General features: G+C 68.3%; 27 protein-coding genes and 2 pseudogenes. 12 read left to right on the top strand and 17 right to left on the bottom strand.

What is annotated here, in order from left to right:
• Window positions 1–207 precede the first annotated feature (207 nt).
• Together E6R62_RS35510 and E6R62_RS35505 are read right to left on the bottom strand one after the other, a co-directional pair.
• Window positions 208–1,001 (bottom strand): IS5 family transposase gene (locus tag E6R62_RS35510; RefSeq protein ID WP_136217593.1). Its coding sequence is split into 2 segments (ribosomal slippage): window positions 208–677 and window positions 677–1,001, totalling 795 coding nucleotides; the frame shifts between segments, so codons are not numbered across the junction.
• Window positions 1,002–1,200: 199 nt separating this feature from the next.
• On the bottom strand, window positions 1,201–1,635 hold the full coding sequence (locus tag E6R62_RS35505) for an Rrf2 family transcriptional regulator (protein ID WP_064073143.1): 435 nt from the start codon (window positions 1,633–1,635) through the stop codon (window positions 1,201–1,203).
• Window positions 1,636–1,758: 123 nt separating this feature from the next.
• On the opposite strand from E6R62_RS35505, the gene E6R62_RS35500 reads away from it, so the two are divergent.
• Window positions 1,759–2,508 carry an SDR family NAD(P)-dependent oxidoreductase gene (locus E6R62_RS35500; protein WP_136217592.1) on the top strand — a complete coding sequence of 250 codons (750 nt, stop codon included), beginning with the start codon at window positions 1,759–1,761 and terminating at the stop codon, window positions 2,506–2,508.
• Between the two features lie 84 nt (window positions 2,509–2,592).
• Here the strand turns inward: E6R62_RS35500 and E6R62_RS35495 are convergent, their stop codons facing one another.
• The 6 genes from E6R62_RS35495 to E6R62_RS35465 all read right to left on the bottom strand — a co-directional run bounded on the left by E6R62_RS35495 (window position 2,593) and on the right by E6R62_RS35465 (window position 9,115).
• The gene (locus E6R62_RS35495; RefSeq protein ID WP_240802086.1) at window positions 2,593–3,171 is read right to left on the bottom strand and encodes a hypothetical protein; all 579 of its coding nucleotides are present in this window, start codon (window positions 3,169–3,171) and stop codon (window positions 2,593–2,595) included.
• Between the two features lie 88 nt (window positions 3,172–3,259).
• Window positions 3,260–3,739: a ricin-type beta-trefoil lectin domain protein gene (locus E6R62_RS35490; RefSeq protein ID WP_136217591.1), complete on the bottom strand. Its 480-nt coding sequence runs from the start codon at window positions 3,737–3,739 to the stop codon at window positions 3,260–3,262.
• Between the two features lie 79 nt (window positions 3,740–3,818).
• Entirely contained in the window at window positions 3,819–4,538 is a 720-nt protein-coding gene (locus E6R62_RS35485; RefSeq protein ID WP_136217598.1) for an HNH endonuclease family protein, read from the bottom strand.
• A 1,237-nt stretch (window positions 4,539–5,775) separates the two neighbouring features.
• A complete protein-coding gene (locus E6R62_RS35475; RefSeq protein WP_136217589.1) occupies window positions 5,776–6,240 on the bottom strand; it encodes a lamin tail domain-containing protein in 465 nt (154 codons plus the stop codon).
• Between the two features lie 693 nt (window positions 6,241–6,933).
• Complete coding sequence (locus tag E6R62_RS35470) at window positions 6,934–7,272, bottom strand: MerR family transcriptional regulator (RefSeq protein ID WP_136217588.1); 339 nt, start codon at window positions 7,270–7,272, stop codon at window positions 6,934–6,936.
• A gap of 940 nt (window positions 7,273–8,212) precedes the next feature.
• Window positions 8,213–9,115 (bottom strand): Ku protein, encoded by a 903-nt coding sequence (locus E6R62_RS35465; RefSeq protein ID WP_136217587.1) that lies wholly within the window; start codon window positions 9,113–9,115, stop codon window positions 8,213–8,215.
• Between the two features lie 167 nt (window positions 9,116–9,282).
• Between E6R62_RS35465 and E6R62_RS35460 the strand changes: the two genes are divergently transcribed.
• A complete protein-coding gene (locus E6R62_RS35460; protein WP_136217586.1) occupies window positions 9,283–9,501 on the top strand; it encodes a hypothetical protein in 219 nt (72 codons plus the stop codon).
• Between the two features lie 42 nt (window positions 9,502–9,543).
• Here the strand turns inward: E6R62_RS35460 and E6R62_RS35455 are convergent, their stop codons facing one another.
• Entirely contained in the window at window positions 9,544–10,569 is a 1,026-nt protein-coding gene (locus tag E6R62_RS35455; protein ID WP_240802085.1) for an ATP-dependent DNA ligase, read from the bottom strand.
• A gap of 355 nt (window positions 10,570–10,924) precedes the next feature.
• On the opposite strand from E6R62_RS35455, the gene E6R62_RS35450 reads away from it, so the two are divergent.
• Window positions 10,925–11,221: a hypothetical protein gene (locus E6R62_RS35450; protein ID WP_206308944.1), complete on the top strand. Its 297-nt coding sequence runs from the start codon at window positions 10,925–10,927 to the stop codon at window positions 11,219–11,221.
• Complete coding sequence (locus E6R62_RS35445; RefSeq protein WP_206308943.1) at window positions 11,218–11,547, top strand: DUF6233 domain-containing protein; 330 nt, start codon at window positions 11,218–11,220, stop codon at window positions 11,545–11,547. The genes E6R62_RS35450 and E6R62_RS35445 overlap by 4 nt, the downstream gene beginning before the upstream one ends.
• A 114-nt stretch (window positions 11,548–11,661) precedes the next feature.
• On the opposite strand, the gene E6R62_RS35440 is transcribed toward E6R62_RS35445, so the two are convergent.
• Entirely contained in the window at window positions 11,662–13,371 is a 1,710-nt protein-coding gene (locus tag E6R62_RS35440) for a hypothetical protein (protein WP_136217585.1), read from the bottom strand.
• 270 nt (window positions 13,372–13,641) lie between these two features.
• Here E6R62_RS35440 and E6R62_RS35435 point away from each other — a divergent pair, with 270 nt between their 5' ends.
• A complete protein-coding gene (locus E6R62_RS35435) occupies window positions 13,642–13,821 on the top strand; it encodes a hypothetical protein (protein ID WP_136217584.1) in 180 nt (59 codons plus the stop codon).
• Window positions 13,822–14,350: 529 nt separating this feature from the next.
• On the opposite strand, the gene E6R62_RS35430 is transcribed toward E6R62_RS35435, so the two are convergent.
• Both E6R62_RS35430 and E6R62_RS42320 read right to left on the bottom strand, forming a co-directional pair.
• Window positions 14,351–14,809 (bottom strand): hypothetical protein, encoded by a 459-nt coding sequence (locus E6R62_RS35430; RefSeq protein WP_136217583.1) that lies wholly within the window; start codon window positions 14,807–14,809, stop codon window positions 14,351–14,353.
• Window positions 14,810–14,883: 74 nt separating this feature from the next.
• Entirely contained in the window at window positions 14,884–15,099 is a 216-nt protein-coding gene (locus E6R62_RS42320) for a nucleic acid/nucleotide deaminase domain-containing protein (RefSeq protein ID WP_368773882.1), read from the bottom strand.
• A 65-nt stretch (window positions 15,100–15,164) separates the two neighbouring features.
• Between E6R62_RS42320 and E6R62_RS35420 the strand changes: the two genes are divergently transcribed.
• The 3 genes and pseudogenes from E6R62_RS35420 (at window position 15,165) to istB (ending at window position 16,550) form a co-directional block, all read left to right on the top strand.
• Window positions 15,165–15,629, top strand: a complete 465-nt coding sequence (locus tag E6R62_RS35420) for a hypothetical protein (RefSeq protein ID WP_206308946.1) — start codon at window positions 15,165–15,167, stop codon at window positions 15,627–15,629.
• Complete coding sequence (locus E6R62_RS40430) at window positions 15,626–15,763, top strand: hypothetical protein (RefSeq protein WP_206308942.1); 138 nt, start codon at window positions 15,626–15,628, stop codon at window positions 15,761–15,763. The genes E6R62_RS35420 and E6R62_RS40430 overlap by 4 nt, the downstream gene beginning before the upstream one ends.
• Window positions 15,760–16,550 (top strand): annotated as a pseudogene (gene istB, locus E6R62_RS35415) (IS21-like element helper ATPase IstB). The gene E6R62_RS40430 and the pseudogene istB overlap by 4 nt, the downstream one beginning before the upstream one ends.
• Before the next feature lie 23 nt (window positions 16,551–16,573).
• Here the strand turns inward: istB and E6R62_RS35410 are convergent.
• Together E6R62_RS35410 and E6R62_RS35405 are read right to left on the bottom strand one after the other, a co-directional pair.
• A complete protein-coding gene (locus E6R62_RS35410; protein WP_136217582.1) occupies window positions 16,574–17,104 on the bottom strand; it encodes an SMI1/KNR4 family protein in 531 nt (176 codons plus the stop codon).
• A gap of 112 nt (window positions 17,105–17,216) precedes the next feature.
• Window positions 17,217–17,750, bottom strand: coding sequence for a helix-turn-helix transcriptional regulator (locus E6R62_RS35405; protein WP_136217581.1), 534 nt, complete (start codon window positions 17,748–17,750; stop codon window positions 17,217–17,219).
• Window positions 17,751–17,872: 122 nt separating this feature from the next.
• On the opposite strand from E6R62_RS35405, the gene E6R62_RS35400 reads away from it, so the two are divergent.
• Window positions 17,873–18,070, top strand: a complete 198-nt coding sequence (locus E6R62_RS35400; protein ID WP_136217580.1) for a hypothetical protein — start codon at window positions 17,873–17,875, stop codon at window positions 18,068–18,070.
• Window positions 18,071–18,321: 251 nt separating this feature from the next.
• Here E6R62_RS35400 and E6R62_RS35395 read toward each other — a convergent pair whose 3' ends face one another.
• Window positions 18,322–19,212 carry a glycosyltransferase family 2 protein gene (locus E6R62_RS35395; RefSeq protein ID WP_136217579.1) on the bottom strand — a complete coding sequence of 297 codons (891 nt, stop codon included), beginning with the start codon at window positions 19,210–19,212 and terminating at the stop codon, window positions 18,322–18,324.
• On the bottom strand, window positions 19,209–20,570 hold the full coding sequence (locus E6R62_RS35390; RefSeq protein ID WP_136217578.1) for a tetratricopeptide repeat protein: 1,362 nt from the start codon (window positions 20,568–20,570) through the stop codon (window positions 19,209–19,211). Before E6R62_RS35390 ends, E6R62_RS35395 begins: the two co-directional genes overlap by 4 nt.
• Window positions 20,571–20,711: 141 nt before the next feature.
• Between E6R62_RS35390 and E6R62_RS35385 the strand changes: the two genes are divergently transcribed.
• Window positions 20,712–21,806, top strand: a complete 1,095-nt coding sequence (locus tag E6R62_RS35385; RefSeq protein WP_136217577.1) for an NAD(P)-dependent oxidoreductase — start codon at window positions 20,712–20,714, stop codon at window positions 21,804–21,806.
• 22 nt (window positions 21,807–21,828) lie between these two features.
• On the opposite strand, the pseudogene E6R62_RS41530 reads toward E6R62_RS35385, so the two are convergent.
• Window positions 21,829–21,978 (bottom strand): annotated as a pseudogene (locus E6R62_RS41530) (glycosyltransferase family 2 protein); the annotation flags it as partial.
• A gap of 75 nt (window positions 21,979–22,053) precedes the next feature.
• On the opposite strand from E6R62_RS41530, the gene E6R62_RS35375 reads away from it, so the two are divergent.
• Window positions 22,054–22,755 carry a transferase gene (locus E6R62_RS35375; protein ID WP_136217576.1) on the top strand — a complete coding sequence of 234 codons (702 nt, stop codon included), beginning with the start codon at window positions 22,054–22,056 and terminating at the stop codon, window positions 22,753–22,755.
• Between the two features lie 62 nt (window positions 22,756–22,817).
• A complete protein-coding gene (locus E6R62_RS35370; RefSeq protein ID WP_240802084.1) occupies window positions 22,818–23,657 on the top strand; it encodes an IclR family transcriptional regulator C-terminal domain-containing protein in 840 nt (279 codons plus the stop codon).
• Window positions 23,658–24,355: the final 698 nt, after the last annotated feature.

Raw genomic sequence — 24,355 nt, 5'->3', positions numbered from 1 at the left:
CATCGCCACCCGCTACGACAAGTCACCCGAAAGCTACCTCGCCGGCCTCCACCTCCGCGCCGCAATGATTTGGATCGACGACCTCCTCAAACCCCCCGACTGATCACAACCTCACACAGGCCCTAGTAGAGCCCGGTCCGTTCCTCACACGGAAACAACGTTGTTGCACGTCGGTCGGTACTGCGCGGCATAGAGCTCGTAACACGATCATGGGTGGGCCTTCTTGAGGCGTCTCCAGCAGATGAGGCTGCAGGCCAACGAGACGAAGGCGTTGTGGAGTTCGGTTCGGCGTTCCCAACGGACGGCAAGGCGTTTGAACTGGTGGAGCAGGGCGAGGGTCTGCTCCACGACGTAACGGAGTTTGCCCAGGCCCTTGATGTTCGGGGCGCCCTTGCGGGAGATGACCGGCAGGATCCGCCGCTTGCGCAACTTTCGGCGGGCGGGGTTGGAGTCGTAGCCCTTGTCGCCGAGGAGCGAGTCGGGGCGGCGGCGTGGCCGCCCGGGCCGTCCGGCCACGGGCGGGATGCCATCGACCAGGGGGAGGGTCTGGGTGACGTCGTTGACGTTGGCCGCGGTGGTGATGACCTTGAGCGGGGTGCCGCGTCCGTCGCAGATCAGGTGGTGTTTGCTGCCCGTCTTGCGGCGGTCGACCGGCGACGGACCGGTGTCGGCGCCCCCTTTTTCGCGCGGATGTGGGAACCGTCCACGCACGCGCGGGACCAATCGAGTTCGCCGGCCGCGTTCAGCTCGGCGAGCAGGATGCGGTGCAGTTGGTCGAAGACTCCGGCCTGCTGCCAGCGGTCCAGGCGCCGCCAGCAGGTCTGTCCCGAGCCGAATCCCAGCTCCAGCGGCAGGAGTTGCCAGGCTATGTCGTTGTAGAGGACGTACAGGATGCCCTGCAGACACAGCCGGTCCAGTACCGGCCGTGGGCCCGGCGACTTCTCTGGCCAGGGCGGCAGCAGCGGCTCGATCAGCGCCCACAGTCGTCGTCCACTATCCATGGCCGGGTGCTCACATCCTCCCGACCGGCGGAATCGTCACATCGGTCACGCCGGACAAGGGCACTACAACAAGATCAAGTTACGAGCTCGTAGGACACGGTCTGATACCGCAACGGTCTGCGGCGTGACTGGTTGCCAGGCTGTTCGCCGGCCTGGGCATGGATGGGGGTCTTGGTGATGTCAGGGCGTAACGGGGAGGCTAGCGAGGTGCCGCGAGTACGTCCCGGAGTACGTCCGCGAGCGTGACGCGGGCCAGCTCGTGTCTCAGGGTCTCCTCGATGCCCTCGTAGATGCTCTGCATCGCCGGCTGGATGCCGTGACCCACCACGCATCCTTGATCCGGGGTGGTGCGGTGCATTGCGAACAGCGGGCCGGGTTCCACTGCCTCGTACACGTCGAGCAGGGTCATCGACTCCAGCTCGCGTGCCAACGACCAGCCCGCGCCCACGCCCCGCCGGGACTCCACGAGCCCGGCCCTGCGTAGCTCGCCGAGCAGCCGTCTGATCACCACTGGGTTGGTGTTCGCGCTGGTCGCGATCTGCTCGGAGGTGGCGACCTCATGGCCCTGGCGCTGGTAGAGGCCGATCCAGGCCAGCGCGTGGGCGGCGATGGTCAGCCTGCTGTTGGCGCTCATGGACTCCTCCTCTCGGCCGCAACGCTTCATGTTACGGCAGTCGTAACAGTGAAGGTTGCAACAGCCTGTCGTAACAATTAACGTTGCGACTGCCGGGAAGGGTCAATCAACGAGGTGAGAAGAATGAGCAAGCCACTCACGGGCAAGATCGCCCTGGTCACCGGGGGGTCGCGCGGACTGGGAGCCGCGACCGTACGACTGCTGGCCGAGCAGGGCGCCGACGTCGCCTTCACCTACGTCAGCTCCGAGAAACAGGCGCAGGCCGTCGTCGACGAGGTGCACGGCAAGGGAGCCGTGGCCGTCGCCTTCCAGTCCGACCAGGCGGACACGAGCCGGGCGCCGGCGCTGATCGACGACGTGGTCGCGCACTTCGGCGGCCTGGACATCCTCGTCAACAACGCGGCGATCTCCGTGGCCGGCAGGGTGGACGACCCGGATGCCGACACCGCCGCACTGGACCGGATGCACGCCACCAACTACCTCGGCGTGATCGCCGTCATCCGGGCCGCCTCCCGAGTGCTGCGCGCGGGCGGCCGCATCATCACAGTGAGTTCCGGACTAGGCTCCCGGGTCGGCGCCCCCGGCCTTGCCGACTACTCGGCGACCAAGTCCGGGATCGAGAGGTACACCATGGGCGTCGCACGCGACCTCGGGCCCCGGAACATCACGGCCAACGTCGTGGAGGCCGGACTGATGGAGGGCGGCATGCAACCGCCGGACCCCGAGACCCTCAAGGCCCTGCTCAGCTCGCTGTCCCTGCAACGCATGGGGCACCCCGACGAAATCGCCGCGGCGATCGCCTTCCTGGCGAGCCCCGCCGCGTCGTACGTCACGGGCGCAGTGCTGGACGCCCACGGCGGCTACAACGCCTGAACCCGAACCCCTGCCGCGCGCCCCGAAGGACATCGCGCCTTCGGGGCGCGCACCGCCAACGACCCGCGTGTGCGTGAACACACCTCAAGAAGCCCGGACGATGCCCTCGACGCCGGACACATCCGTCCACGAGTCGAGCCATTCCCGGGCCTGGGCCGGGTCCGTCGTCATCGGACACAGCGTCCACGGGGCCGTCAGGGCGTGGTCGGTGAACAGTGCCTCCAGGCGGGCGCGGCGCTCCACATACGGCAGGTCCAGCAGCTCCCGGCCACCTTGCTGCAAGAGGTCGAACGCCACGAAAAAGGCCGGCAGCTTCGCGGCCAGCGCGGGATCGCTGCGGGTGCGGGCGGCGGCCCGACGCTGCAACCCCTCGAACGACAGGGCGCCCGCCTCGGCGTCCCACACGAGCAATTCACCGTCGAGGACCAGGCCGGCGGGGAGCTGCTCGGCGGCCGCGACCAGATCGGGGAACGCGCCCTGGTCCAGAGCGCCGCGGCGGGTCTGGAGCAGCACCCGCCCACCCGGGGTGGCCGGGGTGAACACCAGCGCCCGGTAGCCGTCGAACTTCTGCTCATACGCCACCCCGGACGCGAACGGACGCACCGGCGGGATCACCTCGGCGGCCTGCGCCAACATCGGCTCCACCGCCGGACGCAACACCATCCACGCACTGGAAGGGTCCCGCCTCCCCGGCCGGTGCCTGCCGGGACGCCCGGGGCCGGTGTGCCTGCCCCGGGCGCGGCGGGGTGCGTCAGGCCAGGGCCAGGCTGATCTGGTCGTTGAAGATCGCCCAGTTCTGTCCGCGGTCGGCGCCGTCGCAGGGCTTGGTGGAAAGGTTCGGGGTGTTCCAGGTGTTGGCGAAGCAGTAGGCGGGGGTGAAGGCGAGCGAAATCCGCTGGCCCGTCACGTTCCAGTACTGCCCCTGGTCCTTGGGGTTGCACGGCTTCACCGAGACGGTCGGGGTGTTCCAGGTGTTGGCCAGGCAGTAGGCGCGCGCGTTGGTGAGGGAGATCTGCTGGCCCGAGACCGTCCAGTGCTGACCGCGGTCCGCGCCGTCGCAGGGCTTCGTGGAGATGTCCGGGGTGCCAAAGGCGTTGGCCAGGCAGTACAGGCCCGGGGTGAGCGCGGCCGGCTGGGCGGTGTCGGTCGCCTGGGCCTGACCGGCCGGCAGGAGGGATGCCGTCAGGAACAGCGCGGCGACGGCGAGGGCCTTGCGGGGGGCGATGGTCATGCTGAGGGTTCCGTTCTGGGTACGCCGTGCGCAATCCACGCACGACCGGAAACAAGGGCTTGGGGGGTTTGCGCAGGGCTTACGGTGCGGGCTCGTACACGACGGTGGTCGTCGCGCAGTCTTCGGCCAGGCCGAGGAGGGCCTGGCGCTCGGCGTCGTCGACGGCCAGGTCCCAGCGCAGCTTCGTGCCGACCCAGGTCGCGGCATAGGTGCAGTGGTAGGCGCCGTCCGAGGGCAGCCACTCGGCGGGATCCTTGTCCGCCTTGGAGCGGTTGGAGGCGGCCGAGACCGCGATCAGCGTGTCGGGGCTGTTCTGGTCGTTCGCGTACGCCTCGCGCCGTGCCGCCGACCACGGCGTCCGTTCGGAGTCGTAGACCTCGGCAAGCGGAACGAAGTGGTCGACGTCGAGACGGGCCGCGTCGGTCACCACGACGTTGTCATAGGCGGAGCGCCAGGAACCGCCGGTCAGCTTGCAGCCCGCCTCGACCTGCGGCGCCGTCACGGCTTCCGCCAGGATGACCTCCTTGCGGGTGTCACAGCCGTCGCCGGCGTTCAGGCCACGGTTCCAGTGTTTGTACAGATCCCGCTTGTAGCCCGCGCGGTGCTCCTGCGCGACCGGGAGCCGGTCGATCGCCTCGAACAGCGGCAACGGTGCCCGCAGCCCCGCGGCACCCGCCGCACCAGGAGCGGCCTGAGCAGCAGGCGGTCCACTCCCGGCCGACATGCCGGCGACCGCGGTAACGGGGGAGGCGAGAAGGGGTAAAGCGGCAAGGGCGAGCACGGGCAGGCCACGCCGCATCAATGTCTTGATCACGACCCGGGTTGTAGCCGAGTGAGCGGCACGACCGGAAGCTGCTTGTCGGGCAACTCACCCGGCTGGACGCCATGTTTCACCGAAGAAACGATCACTGCTCCGCGCGTCGACGGCCTGCCGGTGGATGCAGCCACGTGCCCGGAGGCAGGCGGTCCAACCGGCTCCGGGCACAACTGCACGCTCCCCTCCTTCGATCGCGGCAGAACTGGGCTTGCGGTCAGCGATCAGCGCGACGGCCGCGAGCCGGGCCACAGGTCTGGCCGAGCCCGGCAGGTCGATCCTCGAGGTCGCCCACGACAACCACATCGAAATCGAGGCTGCATGCGGCGGTGTGTGTGCCTGCACCCCACGTCGCGAGGGATTCGGTTCTCTGAACGGGGTCGATGATCTGGAAGAGGACTACCTCGACACATCGTGGGGTCTGGAGCCCACGTCCAGGCTGTCGTGTCAGGCCCGCGTGGGAACCGAAGACCTGACCGTCGAGATCCCCAAATACAGCCTTAACCACGCGGCTGAGACGCCCCACTGAGACGAAACTGACGCCCGGCCGAGGCGGGGAAAGCAGGCTCCTCCCGCCTCGGCAGACCTCAAAGCAAGGTGTATCAGCCGGTCCCGCTCCGGTCCCACAGGCGCCGCGCACCGGTTCCGGCTCCATGACCCGTAGCTGGTCCTGGCCGACCAGCCAACGGGAAGAACCGGTTGTCCGGCTGGTCCACCGACGCCGACACTCTCGCCGAGCTGACGGCCCGGGAGTTCGGGGCGTCGCTGCACCGGCTGACCGCGCCGGGCACCGGCCTGTTGGCGGTGCTGGGGGAGGTGCCGCCTGGCGTGACCAGTCACATGACCGCTGCCCCGCCACCAGACCCGCCGGCTCCCGCCCCAGTCCGGGCAGCCGTAGACCGATTCCGCCTTCCAGGCCCGCTACCTCCCGGCCGGCGAATCGTTCCTCCAGGTGTCGCGACGCAATGCACACCGCTCCCCCGCGGTACGCGACACCGGCCCGGGCGTCACCCTTCCCCCTGACTCCCGGGCCTCACCCTCTCGTCGCCCACCGTCGGCCCCGTGACAGCCAGGCCCGATCCCACGGGCGTACCCCTGGCTCCCGGACAGCCCCGCAGCCGGTACTGCCCTGCTCCATCACCCGGGCCGGCCGGCTCGCCCTGTGAAGTGCGGTGCGAGCGGCCGCCCGCCGTCCAGACGGCCGCCCGCACCCTGACACCGGTCAGTGGTGGCGGTGGCCCCAGGACTCGGTGTCGACCGTGCGGCCGCGGTCATCGCGCAGCGTGGCGGTGTCGGCGTGGTTGTCCCAGATGTAGTCGCGGCGGTTTTGGAACAGGTCGGTACGGGTGTCGTGGCCGCTGCCGGTGTGGATGCGGATGGTGGCGCGGCCGTTGATGCGGACGTTGTCGAAGCGGTACCGGTTGCCGTCCTCATCCCGGAGGGTCCAGCCGCGGAGGTTGACGGCATCGCGCGTGGTATTGGTGATCTCCACCCACTCCCCGTTCAACGACCGGTTGGAGCGGTCATCGCGTCCGGGACTGTCGGCCTGGACCCGACTGATCTCCACCCGCGGATGCCGGCCGTGGTCACGATCCTGCGCGGTCGCCGGCAGCGCGGCAGCACCCACCACAGCCCCGGCGGCCAGAACGGTCGCGGCGATACGACGAACGGAAGAAGCAGAAGACATGGGTGACACTCCCTCAACAACAGTGCCCCACCCGCCGAAGCAGGAGACGGCAACCGGTGCGGAATCCCGAGCCCGGAGCGAGCCGAGGCCCACACTCTCGACCCCCGCCTGGCCCAGGCGCAGCACCCCGCGAGGGCGGTTACCGGGCAGGGACATTTCCGTCACACTCGCCTGTACACCCCACCCACATCCACCCGCCGTGACCCTGACATTCCTCGCCCCCACGCTCACCTGCCCCACAAACGGCAGCCACGGACAACGCGCTCCGGCGCACCACCAGGCGCACTCCTGCCCCGTCTCACCCACCCGGAGTAGTTGATCAAGTAACAACCGTTCTGCGGAATTCTTCGCACACACACGCACCGCTCGCCTCAGTCTTCGTCTGATGCGGCAGGCCAGACACACAGCGGGCGGCCCTGATCGGGGCGTACCGGACACCGGCCGGGCGGACCCTGCCGGCGTTGTCCCAGGGACGGCGCGGCTCCCCCGGCGGCGGCAAAACCCGACGGCTGCATAGAACGCGGCAGTACATAGGGCCGCCCCGGACGCTCGGGGCCTTCCGGGGCGGTGTGGATCCCATTCTCGGCGAGCGGGAGCAGAATCGGTTCCGCAACACGGCCGCCGCACGACCACCCCGGGGGCGGTGCGCGGGTGCGGCGGGTCGCCTGACGTGGCGGCGGTTCCGGCCGGTCTTCAGGCCGCGGCCGGAGGGAACGGGGATTGGGCGGTGCGGCGGTATTCGGCGTTGATGCGCTTTGCTTCCTCGAGTTGGTCTTCGAGGATGACGATCCGGCAGGCCGCCTCGATCGGGGTGCCCTGGTCGACGAGCTCGCGCGCGCGGGCGGCGATACGCAGCTGGTAGCGGGAGTAGCGGCGATGCCCGCCCGGCGAGCGAAGCGGGGTGATCAGGCGGTGCTCGCCGATGGCGCGGAGGAAGCCTTGGGTGGTGCCGAGCATGTCGGCGGCCCGGCCCATGGTGTAGGCGGGGTAGTCGTCGTCATCGAGACGGCCGAACGGATCGTCTGCGGTCATCGAACCTCTCTGTGGAACACGTGGAGGGGCCCTGGTGCCAATGGCACCAGGGCCCCGAAGGAACTACTCACACCATCTGCCGGCCCTGGTACTGCGCCGGCCTTCTGTTTCCGCCCACCCGACCTGAACGGCGTCGGGGGTGCGGGGATCGCGGATGCGTGACCGGAGACCACCTCACTATCGATGTCCTGCGGTACCCGGACTCCTTACTGCTCGTCCGGGCGATCCTGATGGCGCCCTGGTTCCTCCGTTCTTTCCCTCTGGATCACTCACTTACCAAACGGGAACTGCGTACTGCTCATACTGCGAACTGCTGCCACGCGGGTACTGCTGATACTGCGAACTGCGTGTACTGCCGGGTGTTGCGTACTGCTGGTGACCTGTCAGAGCGCCACTTCGGCAGCCAGCCCCGTCGCCCATCCTGCGTCTGCTCTGGCTTAGAACCCCACTGCCGAACCTCCCGATGCGCGCGCCCGCAGCCGACGCCTTCACCGAGGTGCTGCCCACTACTTCACTGCTGGTACTACCAACTGCGGTACTGCTTGCGGCGGCCCCTGATCACCGCGGGCCACCCGGTCCGGTCACCAGTCCCGTCGCCGTCCTGCAACAACCCTGGCTTCGAAACTCCGTCACCGCACCGTCCTGCGCACTGCAACTACGGGTACTGCGTGTACTACTGCCCGGCAGTTCGTCTCTGCCAGGCCCTGCGGTCCTTCTCGGTTACGAGAGAAACCATAACCACCCGACCATTCAATGTCTACTCCAGCCGACACAGATTTCCGCGTGTTCGGGAGAAAGACAGTCACCCTCGAACGGAGCAAGGGCACAGACACCGGCCCGCGGCACGCGACCCCCACCGGGACCCCCAAACCGACCCCGGGCCAAGCTCCCTGAAAAGGACCGGCGGTCAGCCCGCGAGGCCGAGCCGGCCCGGACCGGTTCAGGCGCTGCGGGGTTTGCGGCCGGCGCTCTTCTTCGCCGGAGCCTCCTTGGCGGCCGTCTTCTTCGTGGGAGTCTTCTTGGTGGTCTTCTTCGCGGCGGGCAGGTCGTGGACGGTGGCATCGGCGCCGCCGGTGCGGGAGGCTTTGGCCTGGCTGACGGACTTCTCCAGCATGGCCATGAGGTCCACGACCTCCGCCGAGGCCGGGGCGGGGGTCTCGACCGGCTCGGGCCGGGTGCCGGCGGTCTTGGCCTCGATCAGTTTCTCCAGCGCCTCGCGGTACTCGTCGTGCATCTGGCCGAGGTCCCGGCCGGAGAGGGTGTCCGCGAGGGCGATGGCCGCGTCGATCTCCTCGTCGGAGACCTCGACGTCGGGGACGTCGACCTGGGAAGCGTCGCGGATCTCGTCCGGCCACCGCATCCCGTGCAAAACGATCACATCGTCCAGCACCCTGAGCAGCCCGAGCCGCTCCCGGTCGCGCATCGCGAACTTGGCCACCGCCACCTTCGAAGACCGCTCCAAGGCTTGGCGCAAAAGCTCGTACGGCTTGGCGGCGACGCCCTCGGCGGCCAGGTAGTAAGAGGAGCCGATGCGGATCGGGTCGATGCTCTCGGTGGGCACGAACGCCACGATCTCGATCGCCTTCGCGGTGGGCAGGGGCAGCGCGTCCAGGTCCTCGTCGGTGACCGGAATGGTGCCCACCGCCGTCTCATAGCCGCGGGTGATCTCCTCCGAGGTCAACTCCTTGCCGTCGACCTCGCACACCTTGCGGTACCGGATCCGGCCCCCGTCCGCGACGTGGAACTGGTGGAGTGAGATCGCGTGCGACTCGGTAGCCGGGTAGACCTTGATCGGAATCGTGACCAGTCCAAAACTGATCGCACCGGACCAAATAGGGCGCATCTTCACATCTCCTTGCGAAGGCTCTCATTCCAGCCTCGCACCCTCACCGGTACCTCCACCGCCACAGGGGGCCGGCCGGGCGAACACCCGACGGCCGGCAGCCGGCCCCCGCAATCGGTCAGCCCCGCATGCCTGTGACGACGAAGGCCGTGGGGCGTTGTGGTGGCATGGACGAAGACTTCCTCGACGCGCTCCTCGATGCCGCGGGCGAGACCCGGCTCAAGCTGCTGACCGAGGACGAGGCCAGAGCGGTCATGATGCTTCTGGGCGCCCTTGAGGACGAGACCCGCTCAGAGGAGGTTCGTCGGGCGGCCGGCGAGATGCGATTCCGCCTCGGATCACGCCTGGGAACCCCAGCGGACTCCTACGACCGGGCGCTGTCCTGAACGACAGGCGCCCGATGTTGTGCGTGAGGACCGTCTGCTGTCTCAGCCCGCAGCCGTGTCCGGTTCCGCCCCGAACCGGGGTACGTCCCGCGTCGTGAGGTCCAGGCGCAGGCGTTTGAAGCGGACGGGGTGGCGGTAGATGCCGCCGTGGTCGACGGCGGTGTCGGCGCTGATCTCGGCGACCAGCTCGGGACGGACCAGGGTCACGTCCAAGGAGTCGCGGCTGCTCCACGTCGAGGCGAACCGCATGCCGGTCCAGGGGTGGTCCTCGTCGGCGGCGGTGATGCTGCCGGCGACGAGATGGGCCGCTTCCGGGCGCAGGGGGACCGTGCGGCCGGTGGGGCGCAGCCGGTCGTGGGCGTCGTGGCGGCCCAAGAGAAGGAGCTGTGGCCGCAGCAGAGTGCCGGTGATCGCGCCGATGATCGCCTCCGTGGTGTCCCGCCGCCTCAGTTTGTACCAGCCTCTGTATCCCGGCTGATAGGGCTGGTCCATGGCCTTGACCACGATGCCTTCGAGGCCGGGGACATCGGTCCAGGACTCCAACCACTTCTGCGCCGTGATCAAATCCGTGGTCATCGGGCACAACGTCCACGGCGTCTTCAGCCGGTGGCCGGCGAACAGGGCCTCCAGCCGCAGGCGGCGCCGGCGATACGGGCGGCGCAGCAACTCGACACCGTCCTCCTGGAGGACGTCGAAGGCGATGAAGAACGCGGGCAGCGACGCGGCGAGCTCGCGCGCGGCGCGGCCACGGGCGGCGGTGCGGCGTTGCAATCCCTCGAACGACAGCCGGCCCGCAGCCATGTCCCAGACGACCAGTTCACCGTCGAGGACCAAGCCGTCGGGCAGCTGCTCGGCAGCGGCGACGAGGTCGGGAAACCGGTCCTCGATCAGGATCCCGCGCCGGGTCTGCACCAGCAGCCGGTCTGCGGCCGCCCCGGTCTCCGTGAAGAGCAGCGCCCGGTAACCGTCGAACTTCTGCTCAAACGCCGGCTCGCCCAGCACGCCGGAGCCCGGCACCGACTCCACAGCCCGCGCCAACATCGGCTCCACCGGCGGCCGCAACGTCACTCCGGGCCCTCCTTCACACGCGCAGGTCCCCACGACCAGCGTCAGCCCTCCAAGGCGGCCTGCCGGAGAGCACCCGGGATGCCTCACGAATGGCGGTGCTATGCCTCCCTCAGACGTTCTCGGCACGCCGTACACAGCGGGTTCCCACCCATCCCGTATCTATGGGTGGTGGTCTGACATCGCCGGCAGGGGCCGGCCTGGTCCCGCGACCAGGTCACGGGTACAGGGCGCGGTATGGGGGTGCTCATGGGCGGGTCCTCTCGATGACGGGGCTGTAGTGAACCGTTTCGCCGCCTCTGGAGATGACCTCGTGGGCGCGTCGCGTAAGTATTCGAACACATGTTTCACTAAGTGGATGGCATCATTCCCCTTCCCCGACGACCTGATCCACCTCCGGCAGCAGTGGACCCGCACGTACAACCTGCTTGCCGTCGGACAGGAGAAGGGGGCTGCGGAGCTGCGGAGGGAACTGATCGGCCTGTCCTGCTTGATCAGCGGGCATCCGTTCTGGCGGGCCGGCGGGTACAGCGCGGTCCGGCGGGTGGAGCTGCGGCGGGCCGCCGAGGCCGCCGCGGGCGGGGAACAGCAGCTGGTGGTGCGCTACACCGACGGCACCTTCACCGTCTCCGACCCAGGACCGCGACCGTCATGAGCGACACGAAGGAGCGGCTGGAGCGGTGGCGGGCCGTCCAGGCATGGCTGACCTGGCAGCAGCACCAGGTCGCGCGCACCATCGCCGCCCTGGAGGCGGCCCTGGCCGAGGAGCAGAGCCGGCTACCGTTGCCGCCGCCTCCGGACTGGAAGGCGGAGGCGATACGGACCCCCGGCAGCCCACAGGTGCTGCGTGTTCACCTCGGCGCGTGCCGGATGGGCAAGGGCAAGCCCATCGGCCGGGAGCAGGCGCGCCGCATGCTCGCCGAAGGCGTGGAACCCTGCCCGTACTGCGGCCCGGACACCGCCCTCGGCATGCCCGGCTGACGAACACGACATGGGCCCGGCACCGTCGACACAAGCCGCACAGGACACGTCCTGGGCCCCCACGGCCACACCGAGGAGCTACAACGCGAACGCCTGGCCGCCGTCCGCATCGCCTCATGAGTCACGGTTGAATATGAGGAAGGCGGCAGTAAACGCTGGTGCGGGTAGCCAGAACACGATGGATATTGCCACAGCCCACCATTCGACGAGCCCAAGGGCCGCGGTGGATGCGCAGGCTGTCCAGATGGCGAGCAACGGGGCGACGCAAATGCCGATCCAGATCCATGGCGTCCCTTTGTCCGCCAGCACAGCACACAGCGCTGCCAGTGTTCCGAACGTGAGGAGCAGCCATATCCGCACAGTGGCGGGCAGCGCCGTGTGCTCGATGCGGCTGCTTTTGCCCGCCGCACCGATCTTGACGATGTGGTCTTTCCAGATGTCCAGGTCCACGGCGGATCCGCTGCGCACGGCACGGTAGAGGTCGAAATCGACCACGAGATCGGTCTCGGTCTTCCCCGAGGGCCTGGTGATGGTCAGCCGGTAGGGGGTGGCGTCGTCCCCGGGCTTCATATCCGCGACGTGTCCGGTCTCGCGGCCCAGGCAATCGTCGCGAGCGGTGGCAATGCCAGTGGGGGCGCAGCGTGATGCGTTCTGGGGTGCCATCGTGTCGTGGCGGAGATCGGCTGCTTCGACCAGCCCGATGGCGAGGGCTGTCAGGCCGAGGATCAAGATGACCGCGCGTCCGGTGTAGAGCGCAGCCCGGCGCGCCCACGGGCTCCGTTTTCGCCGGTTGTGCGGCGCCCACGGTCGTGCTGATCCGGCGCCGCGGCCGGGGCTCGGGCCGGCGGCCGCGACAGGTCGCGGGCCCTGGGATGCATCGCTTTCGTTGCTGGTGGCAGTTGTTGGCGAAACGGAAACAAGTACTTTCGGCGGATCAGGCTCATCGTCGGGCTCGGCCTGCTGCTGTGCGTAGGCGCGGTCCACGACGCTCAGTGCTTCCGCTACCGCCTGGGCGGCGGCGGCTTCGCGGTCCTCAGCCGAACGGATGCGCTCGATCTCGGTCTGCGAATCCAGCAGGCGCTCAAGGAGGTAGTCCGCCCGCTCCTCGGCTTCGGCGAGGGCACGGAGCGTGTGGGCCAGCTCGTCCTCCAGAGCTTCGATCCGCCCGCGGGCCGTCGCCGACAGGCGCTCTGCCTCTGCCTGACGGGCACGCTCGCGCACACCAGCTTCGGCCTGCAGCTCGACAATCCGCTGCCGGGCGGAGTTCAGCCGGCTCCTTTCCCGGTCGCGGGAACGCATCAGTTGCCGCCGGTCTGCCTCATTCGCCTGCTGAGCCTGTTCGGCGAGCCGGACGGTTTCGGCGAGCCGCTGTTCCAGTGCGCGCACTTGTTCCCGGGCGTGGCCGAGCTCCTCGGTGAGCCGCTGCCGTTCTGCGGCGTGTCCCGCCCGCAGCCGCTGAATCTCCTCATGCGCATTCCGGGATGACGCCGCGATCTCCTGCCGGAGAACCCTCTCCCGTTCCTCCAACAATTCGACTTCCCTCATCAACGCATCGCGCTCGTAGGCAGCCCTGTACTTCTCGGCGCGGACGGGACTGATGGTCTCCAGGGCCGCCAAATGTCGGGTACGTGTCACCACGCGGACTTCATCGGTGACCGGAGCACCCGCCGGACGCGCTGCCCGCAGCAGCTTGTCGACGAAGCCGGCCGGCGGAACCGCACGTCCGTTCACGTACAGGGAGATCTTGCCCGTGTCCTCTTTGAGGACCGCAGCCGCTTCCCGGTCCGTGGCAAAGACAGACAGAAGATCACGCAGATGCTCCACCCAAGCGGCCAACTCCTCGCCACCGGCCGTACCGCCTTCGGGACTCCACCTCTTCCGACGGCCGTCCTCACCCTCCAGGTCGCGCCACCCGGGCCTCCCGCCCTTCCCCCCACCCGCCATTGCCCCCAGCTTCCCCACCGGTTATTGCCGGACACCGAGTACCGGCAACAACGATCTTGGTATCTTCCGCAACAACCCGCCGCCGACCAAGTCTGTAAGAACCGGTCACCCGCAGCCACCGGTTCCACCGACTTGAAAGGCAGCACCGGCATGTCTTCCACTCCCAGCCCCCAGCGACCCTCCACCGACCTTGCCGCCTTCGCCGCCGCACTCGGCATCGGCAGCCTGCTCATCCTCTTCGGCCACATCACCACCCAAGACCTCGCCTCCTACGCCGTCGCCATCGCCGCCCTCTACGGAATCTGGAACAACCGCGAACGCCGCATGTAACCCAAACCGCGGGACGCAACAAGACGCGAGGCACCGCCCGGCACCAGCTGCGACACCGGCCTCGCCGGCAGGGCCCGCTCTCGCGGCCCGCCGGCCCCATCACCTCGTCGACCACTGACGGCCCCAAGGCGGGCCACCCGTTGACCGCGTTGGCCTGGCCGGGGGGTCGTTCGCCTGGAGATCGACGGTTGCGCGGCGGAAAGCGACCAGCCGTTTCCCTTGGCCTGACGCTCCAAAGCCGCTTCTTCCGCGCGTTCGCGCGCCTCGCGGGCGATGTCCTCAGCGCGGGAACGCCGGATGCCGCACCGGTCCGCCAGGCGCGGCGGCTTCTGTGTTCCAGCCGTCCCCGTCCTGGTCGGGCGGGCAGACCGCGCATCCGCACTCGGGGCACGGCCAGGCCTCGCTTCCCGGCGCCGGCGCTGTTCATGCCACTCGCGTACCAGCCAGGATGCTGCGGACCGTACGTGCGGCTCAGAGCAGCCGAAACGGTCCGCCGGAAAGACCGGCGGACCTTTCGCAGATGTGCAGGTTAGCTCGCGGCGGGACTGAACGTGGGCCGCAGTGCTGGTGGCAAGTCGGAGACCTGACCGAATACCAGGACGTAGTCCGGATTCATGTTGTCGTTCTCCAGAGTTGCGATGATCCCCGCCGTCAAGAGGATTCTAATCAACGCACTTTGCATGTGGAGACCGACCATTCCGGGATAACGGACGGCGCGTGCATCAGGAGAACTCCGTGAGACGAGAGCGTCCACAGCGGCTTGGAGCGGGCCGGCGTCACACCTCCAGCCCACGGATACGGCTGCCGAGGCCGTCTCGGCATCGGTATCGACGTAGACGACCGCGCCTGCCTGGTCCGGGCTGTCGGACTCCCCGTCGCGGAAGGCTGGCAAGCCGGCGCGCTGAAGTGCCTGGACAACCAGGTCGGCTAGCTCGATTCGAATGGCGACCACGTCGTCGGCGGCACGGGTGAACCCGAACTCAGTCATGATGTTTCTTCATTTCTCCTGGTGGGCGTGGTGAACCTCGCGAGGAGGTCCGGCACACACCCCTGTTACGTTCGCTACTGCTCTTCGGATCGGCTGAACCCAGACCTCCCCCCGAATGCGCGGATCATGCTGTAAAGGAGATCGCCTGAACCCGGTCCGTCGGGGACGGACCATGAGATCGGAGTACCCGATGGCAGGGCGTCTTCCAGCATGGGGCCACACACCGGGCAGGGACTGCGCTCGCTGTACAGTTCGGTGATCTGAGTCGGCTTGAACCCCTTGGCGGTCAGCTGGTCCAGGATGTGGTTCTCCGAGTGGTAGCCGTTCCCCTTGCGGTCGCCACATCGGCCAGTCGGTGCGGGTGCTCCTGAACGCCAACGACCTCGTCGTCTACGACGGCCGCAGCGAAGTGGCCCAGCACGAGCGCCTGAGCACCCGGGGCGGCTCCCATCTGGTCCTGGACCACTACCTCGAAGCCCTCATCCGCAAGCCCGGTGCCTTCCCCGGCTCGACCGCGCTGGAGCAGGCCCGCTCGGCTGGCAGGTTGTTCACCCCGGTTCATGACAACTGGTGGGCCGCGGTCCGCTCGGCCCACGGAGACTCCGAAGGGACCCGGGCGTTGATCCAGGTGCTTCTGCTCGGCCGTCACATGCGCCACGAGCACGTCGTCGCGGGCCTGGCCGCCGCCTTCCGGGCCAGCGCCCTGACGCCGACGCGGTCGCGCTGGAGGCCCGCAGGGCCGCCGAAGGCGACACCCCAGCACCGCCCGCTCCGGCTCCCGAGCCGCCTGCCCCACTTCGGGAGGAGCATGCCACGGTGACGTTCCTCGCTGACTACCGGCTGACCCACCTGCCGCCCGACACCCGGCCCCTGCCCTCGGTGGCCGCCTACGACCAACTACTCAACCGCCGCCACAGCGGCGGCCGGGGCACCAGCCAGGGAGAAGCAACATGACCGTCCCCCGCCAGCGCGAACTCACCGAAGAAGCCGCCACCACAGCGATCGACCAGGCCTGCCGCATGCTGCGGCTGCCCACCATCCGAAGCCAGTTCCCCGACCTTGCAGCCGTGGCCTCCCGCGAGCAGATGTCCTACCGCGGGTTCCTGGCCGAGCTCCTGATGTCCGAGTGCGACGACCGGGCCCGCCGCCGCTCCGAGCGCCGCATCAAAGCCGCCGCCTTTCCCCGCGACAAGTCCCTGCGGGCCTTCGACTTCGACGCCAACCGAACGTCGACCCCGCCGCCATCCATACGCTGGCCAAGTGCGAGTGGGTCCGCAAGGGCCAGCCGCTCTGCCTGATCGGCGACTCCGGGACCGGCAAGTCCTACCTGCTGATCGCGCTGGGCACCGAGGCCGCGATGAAGGGCCACCGGGTCCGCTACACCCTGGCCACGAAGCTCGTGAACGAGCTCGTCGAGGCCGCGGATGAGAAGCAGCTGACCAAGACCATCGCCCGCTACGGACGCGTCGACCTTCTCTGCATCGACGAACTCGGCTACATGGAACTCGACCGCCGCGGCGCCGAACTCCTCTTCCAGGTTTTGACCGAGCGTGAGGAAAAGAACTGTGTGGCGATCGCCTCGAACGAATCGTTCGGAAGCTGGACCAAGACGTTCACCGACCCCCGGCTCTGCGCGGCCATCGTCGACCGCCTCACCTTCGGCGGCAACATCATCCAGACCGGAACCGAGTCCTACCGCCTCGCCCACACCAAAGCCCAGGCAGACAGGGCGGCGGGCTAAAGAGCGACACCAGCCGCTCCGGGTCAGTGCGCTGGCAGATCCCCGTCCGAACCGTCGACGCCGAAGCCCTCAGCGGAGGTGAGGCCCTCCACGAATGCCCTAAAGTCCGCAGCCAGGGCGAGTTCCGAGTTCATGTCCGTATCGAACCACGTCACCGACGGCTCACCCTGCCAGCCACAAACCCGGTAGTCGAGCGCGATCCAGCAGTGCCCATCGCCTGAGAGCAGGACGAGCGGGGACGGCAGTCCCCACTCCTCCACCAAATAGCCGGTATCCAGCAACGACGACTGGCCATTGTGGCGGCCAATTCCCATGATCATGTCGAGCGGAACATGGCCCTCGCTCCACGAAGTTGGCGTATCAGTCGGGAAGGCGTCCCATCGCGCCGCCACCACACCACCGTTCTGGCCCCGCAGAAGCTCCAGAAGCGAAGACGGCAAACGGACCCCGAGCTGAACCTCAGCGTCCTGAACAGCCTGGTCAGTCAACGGTGGCTGAACCCCATAGAGGCCCTCACCCCAGAACGTCGCCTTGACCTCATCAAATCGAGCCACACACGCATCCTACGGCCCAAGCCGCACCCCTCCGAGGGGTGATCGAACGTTCAGGCGACTCCCAAACTCGCCGATATTCGAGACCCACTGAGGCCCCGAGCGACACTCCAACTCAGCGACAAACGCCTCCCACAACCACTGACATAGCCACCCGTGTCTTCCCCGTCGACGAGGTGCCCACCAGCACCACGATCCGGCTGTGACCGGCCATGACATCCCGGACCGCGCTACTCAGCGCCCGGTCGTGCTCGCGGGACACATACCCGGGCAGCGCCCGCGCCATGGAGGTATCGGACTGTGATCCGGTGCTGGGCCCGGCAGGATGCACCTCCAGAGAATGCGGCTCCCAATCGGCGATCGGACGCCCCGGCCCGTGCGTGGTGACCGTGCCCGACTCCTCGGCCGCGGTTCCCTGCAACGCAAGTAACTCCTGGACCGGCAACTTCAATGCACGGGCCAGCGCCGCCACCGTCCGCGGAGACGGCACAGGCTTGTTGGGCGAGAGCGCCTCCGACACGGTGGTGCGTGCCAGTCCCGCCCGGGCGGCGAGCTGCGTCTGGTCCAGGTCGGCCGCGGCAAGCCCGGCGGACAGTCTCCCGCGAAGTTCGGTCAGTGCCGGCGTGTGGCCTCCCTGCTCGCCTTGCATGTGCTCGCCCCTGCCCCCGGATGTGTTCGCCGGTGTTCATCTTCGTCCCGGCGAACCCCGGCGCACACGGTTTCCGCGACCTTCGAGCACGTCAACATCTCACCGAACATCTGGAGCCTGCCGTGACCGTCGCCGTTGTCCTCCTGACCACCGCACTCGTACTCCTCATCGCGCTGCTGGCCGCGGCCAGCGCGGGCAAACTCGCCCGCATGGACGGCGCCAGCTACCCCGCCGCCCTCACCCGTGCCGCCACCACCTTCGCCACGGTCATCACCCTCGCCGCCACCACGACCGCAGTCCTCGCCTCGCTCCTCACCTGAACCAGCCCACCCACCGAGATGGCGGCTGGTGACAGACTTTCTCTGGGACCCCAAGTCGCTAAGGCTTCGTCATGGTTCCAGCCTCGGTGCTGTAGTTGCGGTAGCGCAGGGCAGCCCTTGCTTTTCAGCGCGAATCGGAACTCGCGCGAGACGCACGCGGGAGGCACACGGGCGTTGCCTATGGGCTTTCAACGAACGCGGTAGTCCGCCCAGCTTCGGCTTGGTAGGCAAGGCAATGGAGGCTGGTGGTGTTAGATCACCGGCGGTCGGCCCAGCCGGGTCATGCGCCACACGGTCCGCCATCGCATGGGACGGCGCGGCGGGCACGCGGTTCGCATGCCCTCGAAGAATCCGGCCCACCAGGCTTTCAGCCCTGCCAGCGGGGGCCGCTGGGCTAGGGTGTACGTCGCCCAGGAGGCGAGGTAGACCGGCACCAGGATGGCGGGCAGGTGCCGTTTCGCCAGCCAGACGCGGTTGCGTGCGGTGTTGCGGTAGTAGACGGCATGGCGGGACGCCGGGGTCCGGGGATGGGTCAGGACCAAGTCGGCGCGGTAGTCGATGTCCCAGTCGGCGTCGAGGGCGCGCCAGGCGAAGTCGGTTTCCTCGTGGGCGTAGAAGAACTGTGCCGGGAAGTCGCCGACCTCGTCGATCACGTTCATCCGGATGGCGTGGGCGCCGCCCAGGAAGGTCGTGACCCGTCCTGAGCGCAGTGGATCGGCGCCGCCGAGGCGGGGAACGTGTCTGCGCTGGGAGACGCCTTCCTCGTCCGCGATGCGAAAGCCCACGATCCCCAGGCGCGGGTTGGTGGTGAAAGCCTCCCTGACCAGTCGCAGCGTGTCGGTCTGGGGGAGTAGGCCGTCGTCGTCCAGGACCAGCACGATGTCGACGCCCCCGTGCTTGCGAAGCCACCGCACTCCGGCGTTCCTGCCTTCGGGGATGCCCAGGTTCATCGGTAGTTCGACGGCCGCGACCCCGTCGGGAAGGGGAGGCAGGGTTACTCCCTGACCGAGCACGACGACCTGCGTGGGATCCCCTTCTTGGGCTGCTACCGAGTCGAGGAGGGCCTGGAGTTCCTTCTCCCGGTCTCCCATGGTGAGGATCACGACGCCGACGGTGGGCGTGTTCGTACGGGGGTCGTTCATGCCTGGGCTCGCAGCAGGTCGGTGGCGCGCCGGCTGAGGGCGTCGGCTCCGGGGATTCGGCGTTGTCGGTAGCCGGCCGCCGCGGACTGGATCGATCGGATTTCCTTCCGGTTCCGGTCGGACGCCACGCCGTCCATGAAGTTGAGGGAGCGATTCCACAGGGCCACGGCTTCCTCGTGCCGGTGCTGGGCGGCGACCGACTTGCCGAGGTTGACCATGGTGAGGCCGTGCACGCGCTGGTAGGTGCCCGGGACCCGGCCCTTGAGTGCCGCGCGGTAGTGCTTCTCCGCTGCCCGGTGGTCCTTCATTTCGGTCAGGGTCTTGCCGGTGTGCGAGGCGAGGGTGGCCGAGACGGGCCCGGAGGCGGCCGCGTAGGAGGGCACCTGGTCGTTGCCGGCGAGCATCGCGTCTTCGGCCGACACCAAGGCCGCCGCCGCCTTCTCGCTCTCTCCGCCGGCTCCGTAGGCCCTGGCGCACGTGACTCGCAGGAGTGCTTCGGTCTGGCGGTCGACCTTGCCTGAAGAGCGTCGAAGCGCTTCCTCCGCCAGGCCGATGCAGGAGGCGGGGTGGCCGAGGTCGAGTGCCTGGTGCGTCAGGGCCCGCATCATCCACGCGCCGTGCCCGTCCGGATCGGACTCGCAGGCCAGTTGGAATCCGAGCAGGTAGTAGCGTTGGGCTGCGCCTTCGCGGCCCAGGTCGTGGTGCTTCCAGCCGACCAGGCACGCCAGACTCGCCGCCGCCCCGAAGGCGCTTTGTCGCACCGATGTGGAGCCGAAGCGTCCCTCCAGCATGGGGATGACCGTGTCGGTGAGGTAGGCGGTCACTGTGGTCAGCCCGTGGCCGCCGCCGAGGCGGTCGTCCACGCTGCGGAAGGTTTCGGTGAGCTGCCGGACAGTGGCGACTTCTTCCGCACCGATGCTGCCGCCGCGTTCGGCCGCCCTGAGCGTGGCGGCGACAGCTTCGTGGTCGTAGGTGAGCGGCAGACCGACGGCAGCCGTGGCGAAGGCGGCGTTGAGGAAGTCCCTGCGACGGAGCATCACGAATCTCCCGAGGTCTGTGGCGGTGGCCAACGGATCGGCCCCCAGGGCTTCCCCGATGCCTGCGCAGCCTAGACCGATCTCGGCGAGCGTGACCTTCCGCTTCATCCGTCTGGTGAGGGCCTCGGCGATGTAGGCGCGGGTCTGGCCGTTAGGGGTACCGCCTGTGACCCAGGAGTGGACGGCTGAGCGGGAGGTGTGTAGTTCCGTCCCGGCCTCGGCGGCGATTGTGCGAATGTCCCTGGCCAGGGACTCGTACGTGCACCCGGCCTCGGCGATGACGTCCGCCAGCGCGGTGTTCGGATTCCGGCTGTCCGACAACTCGCACTCCCTGAACCGATCTTGAACGGATTGAACGGACTGCTCCAGTGCCCACGGTACCTGCGCACTGTGGTCACCGCTTCACTGATTGCAAGGCAGGCCGCCCGCCACGTTCCACCCGAACCCATTTCTGGAGGCATCGTGCACCACCGCTCAGACCTCGGTGCTCTTACCGGCGCCACCGTCCTGGTGACCGGCGGCGCGGGTCTCATCGGCTCTCGTATTACCGCTCAGCTGCGCGACCTCGGCGCCCGCCCGGTTGTTCTGTGCACCATGAACGCCTACCCCGAGCAGGTGTACGCCGACCTGTTCGGTGTCCGGCTGGGGGACCCGGACGTGGTGCTGGGAGATGTCCGGGACACCGTGCTGGTACGGAAACTCGTCGCGGAATCGGACTACGTGATCCACGCCGCCGCCCTGGCGGACGTCGCCGCCTGCACCCGCGACCCGTTGGCCGCCATCGACACCAACGTGGCGGGGACCCAGAGCGTGCTGGACGCCGTCGCCGCGACCGAGCGCGTCCGCCGGATGGTGTTCGTCTCCTCTGCCAGCGTCTACGGCGACGGGAACCCCGAGGAGACCGACAGCCCCGACCTCCTGACCATGCGCCAGCTACTGGAATCCGTCCACGGACGCATCCCGCCCCAGTTCCACGAGTTCACCCGCACACGTCCCAAGTCCGTGTACGGCAACACCAAGGCCTGGGGCGAGGAGCAGACCGCGCTCCTCCTCGACCAGGTCGGCACCTCCTACGCGATCGTCCGGTACTTCTCCGTCTACGGCGAACCGCAGACCATCAAGCCCAACTCCCACTCCTGGGTCGTGGCCTGGTTCACCGCACGGGCCCACCTCGGTCTCCCACTCCACCTCAACGGCGGCGGCAGGCAGGTACGGGACATGATCCACGTGGACGACATCGCCGAGGGCACCTTACGGGCCCTGGTCAGCCCTCGCGCCCACACCGAGACCTTGAACATCGGCACCGGCGTCCCCACCAGCGTCAGGCAGATCGCACAGCTGGTCCAGGACCACTACCCGAACACGCCGCTTCTGGAGACGCCGCTTCCCGCCGGCGACCCCCTCGGCGGGTACGCGGCCACCCGCCGGATGGAGAACATCCTGGGCTGGAAACCGAAGGTCACCATCGCCGAGGGGGTGACCCGATATGTGAAGTGGCTCCAGAACACCCCGGCCGCCGCCCCGGAATGGCTTCGGCGGGAGCACACCGCGGCTTAGACGACCGGAGGAAGCACAGGCTGGTCAGTCGCCGGACCGTTCGCCAGCGCATCGGGCGCCGGGGGCCGCCGGACGTCCGGACACCCTCGGTGACTCCCGCGCACCAGGCCCTCAGCCCCGCCACGGACCGGGTGCGGGCCACGGTCAGCGCCACCCACACGCCGAGGTCCACTTCCTTCCGGGACCAGATGAACAGCGTGGTGCCCCCGACGAACCCGAGCCCCGAACCGTATGAAAGGCCACTGCAATGGAACAGATCATCCTCGGTGACTACGTCACCGCCCCCACCCGGGGAGCCATCGCCACGACACCGTACGGCAGCCTGGAAAAGTTCGAGCTCGCCGACTTCCTGGCCCAGTGGACGGGCCTGCAGCGCGAAGCCCTCGTCACACTGGGGGAGGACCGGCGCATCCATCCCTCCGCGTTCATCCACCCCACAGCGATCGTCGGAGACGATGTGATCATCGGTCCGGACGTCCAGGTCCACGAGTTCACGACTGTGCGCAAGGGCAGCGTGCTGTGCGCCGGAGCCCGGGTCGGCTTCAACTGCGAAGTCACCGGCGCCTTCGTCGGGGAAGGTGCCGTTCTCGGGCACCGGATCGGCGTCAACCGAACGATCCTCGGGGCCCGAGCCCACCTGTCCGCCGGAGTCACCGTGGCCGCGATCAACATGACCTCAGACATGCGGAAGCCCGACCGAGAAGTGATCATGCGGACCGGCAGCGGCCTGTACCGGTCCGGGACCACCCAATTCGGAGCCGTCATCGGCGACGACACCCAAACGGGCAACAACATCAGCATCGGGCCCGGTGTCGCCATCGGCCGCCGCTGCCAGATCACCAGCGGCGTAACACTGGCCATCCGGACCGTCCCGAAAGACTGCACCGTTACCGCCCCGCACACCATGGAAACCAGCGTCCGCCGGCGCCGGAGCACCTTCACCCGCTGATCCACCGTTGGTCACCCTCTCTGGGCCTTCGGGAGAACACGGTCTTCCCACAGCCACAGAGGGTGGCGCTCGACGCGAACTTCCCGACTACGTCTGCGCTGCTCGCTGCCGCTCTATTGCTGTTCATCGGCTGGTCGCTTGTGCTGGCACCGCACCATGCGCAGGACTGCCCGGGCCCACGAGACAGCGACGCGATGCGGCGAGCCCGTATCGCCGAACGCGTTGTCCGAGTCCTGGAACAGCACCCCTTGGGCGTGGGCGTCCGACAGATCTCTCGGGAGTCCGGAGTCCCCGGCGAGCAGCTCCAGCAGGTCCTGGCGATGCTACGGGAGGAGGACTTCGCCCAGCCCATCACCGAAAGCAGCGTCTACGCTCCGGGACCGGCGCTCGAGCGCCTGGCTTCCCCCGGCGGGCTGACCAAGCAGCTTCAGCACACGCTCGCCCTGGCCCGCGACAGCGTCGGAGCCGCCGTCTACCTCAGCCGCTACGCCGACGGCGTGGTTCGGATCACGCAGATGGCAGACGGACCCATCACGCCGGCTGTCACCGAGTGGGTGGACTTCCGGGCGGCCGCCCACGCCAGCGCCGTGGGCAAATGCCTGCTGACACAACTCGACCCGGCCACCCGAATCGATCACCTCGCACGCCACAAGGCCGCCCGCCTCACCCCCCGCACCATCACCAGCCCCCAACTCCTCCTCGACCGACTGGAACGCATCACCCCCAATGACCCCGTCTACGACCTGCGTGAATACGCTGGGGAGTGGAAGCCGAGATCCGGCTCGGGAACCGGCGGGCCGATTGCTACCTCCGCTGCGGCAAGCGAGCCGAAGCACAGTGCAGGGGCCTCCCATCCGCAGAGGTCACAGCCCGGGAGGCGCATACCGATCTATGGATTCTGAACTGCCGGGCAGCCTTCCGAAGCAACCGTCTCCCGGTATGGGAAGACCCCGATCTCGGCGGCCTCTTCCGTTGGGATCACTCCTGGCAGGGCTTCGCCGTCGCGAAGCGTCCCGTCTACCTCAACCTGGAACTGAACATCCACACAGGCCAAGGCCGCTTCCTGGAAGTGACGGCCTGGACCTTCGACGGATACCGCACCGTGGGTACCGGCCAGGTCCATACCGCCGCAGCCATGCGGTCCTGGATGCGCTACGACATCCCCCTAGCTACCGGAAGGCTGACGGTACGGTGACCCCGCCCCCGCGCGTTCCTGACGCGCATGACACGCCCCGACCCGCCCACACGGAGGCAGACCTCGTACACCGCACAGTGGCAGTCGAATTGAACGGAATGCTCAGACTGGTGCCTGCCGAGTACCACCGATCTGGCATCCTGACAGGCCGCATGCTGACAGCTCGGGTCTTCCATGCCGAGTGCCTGTTCAGCGAGTGCCCGGTACCAGTGGCCATGCCGCTGCACCGGCCGACCGAGCGTACCGATTTCCGGCTGATCGTCGGGGACTGTAAAAGGAACGGCTCTGTCTCACATTCGGTGGTGACGGAGGGTGGTCGAGGTCGTTGTTGTTGGTGTGATGGATGGCAACGAGCTTGTGCGGATGGTGTTTTCGGGGATATCGCCGCTGGTCGTCGAGGATGTG

Origin of the sequence: Streptomyces sp. A1136 (assembly GCF_004795055.1) — a bacterium.
Taxonomy (GTDB): Bacteria; Actinomycetota; Actinomycetes; order Streptomycetales; family Streptomycetaceae; genus Streptomyces.
Note: the sequence above shows the minus strand (reverse complement) of the source record. Positions and strands in the feature narration are given on the sequence as shown.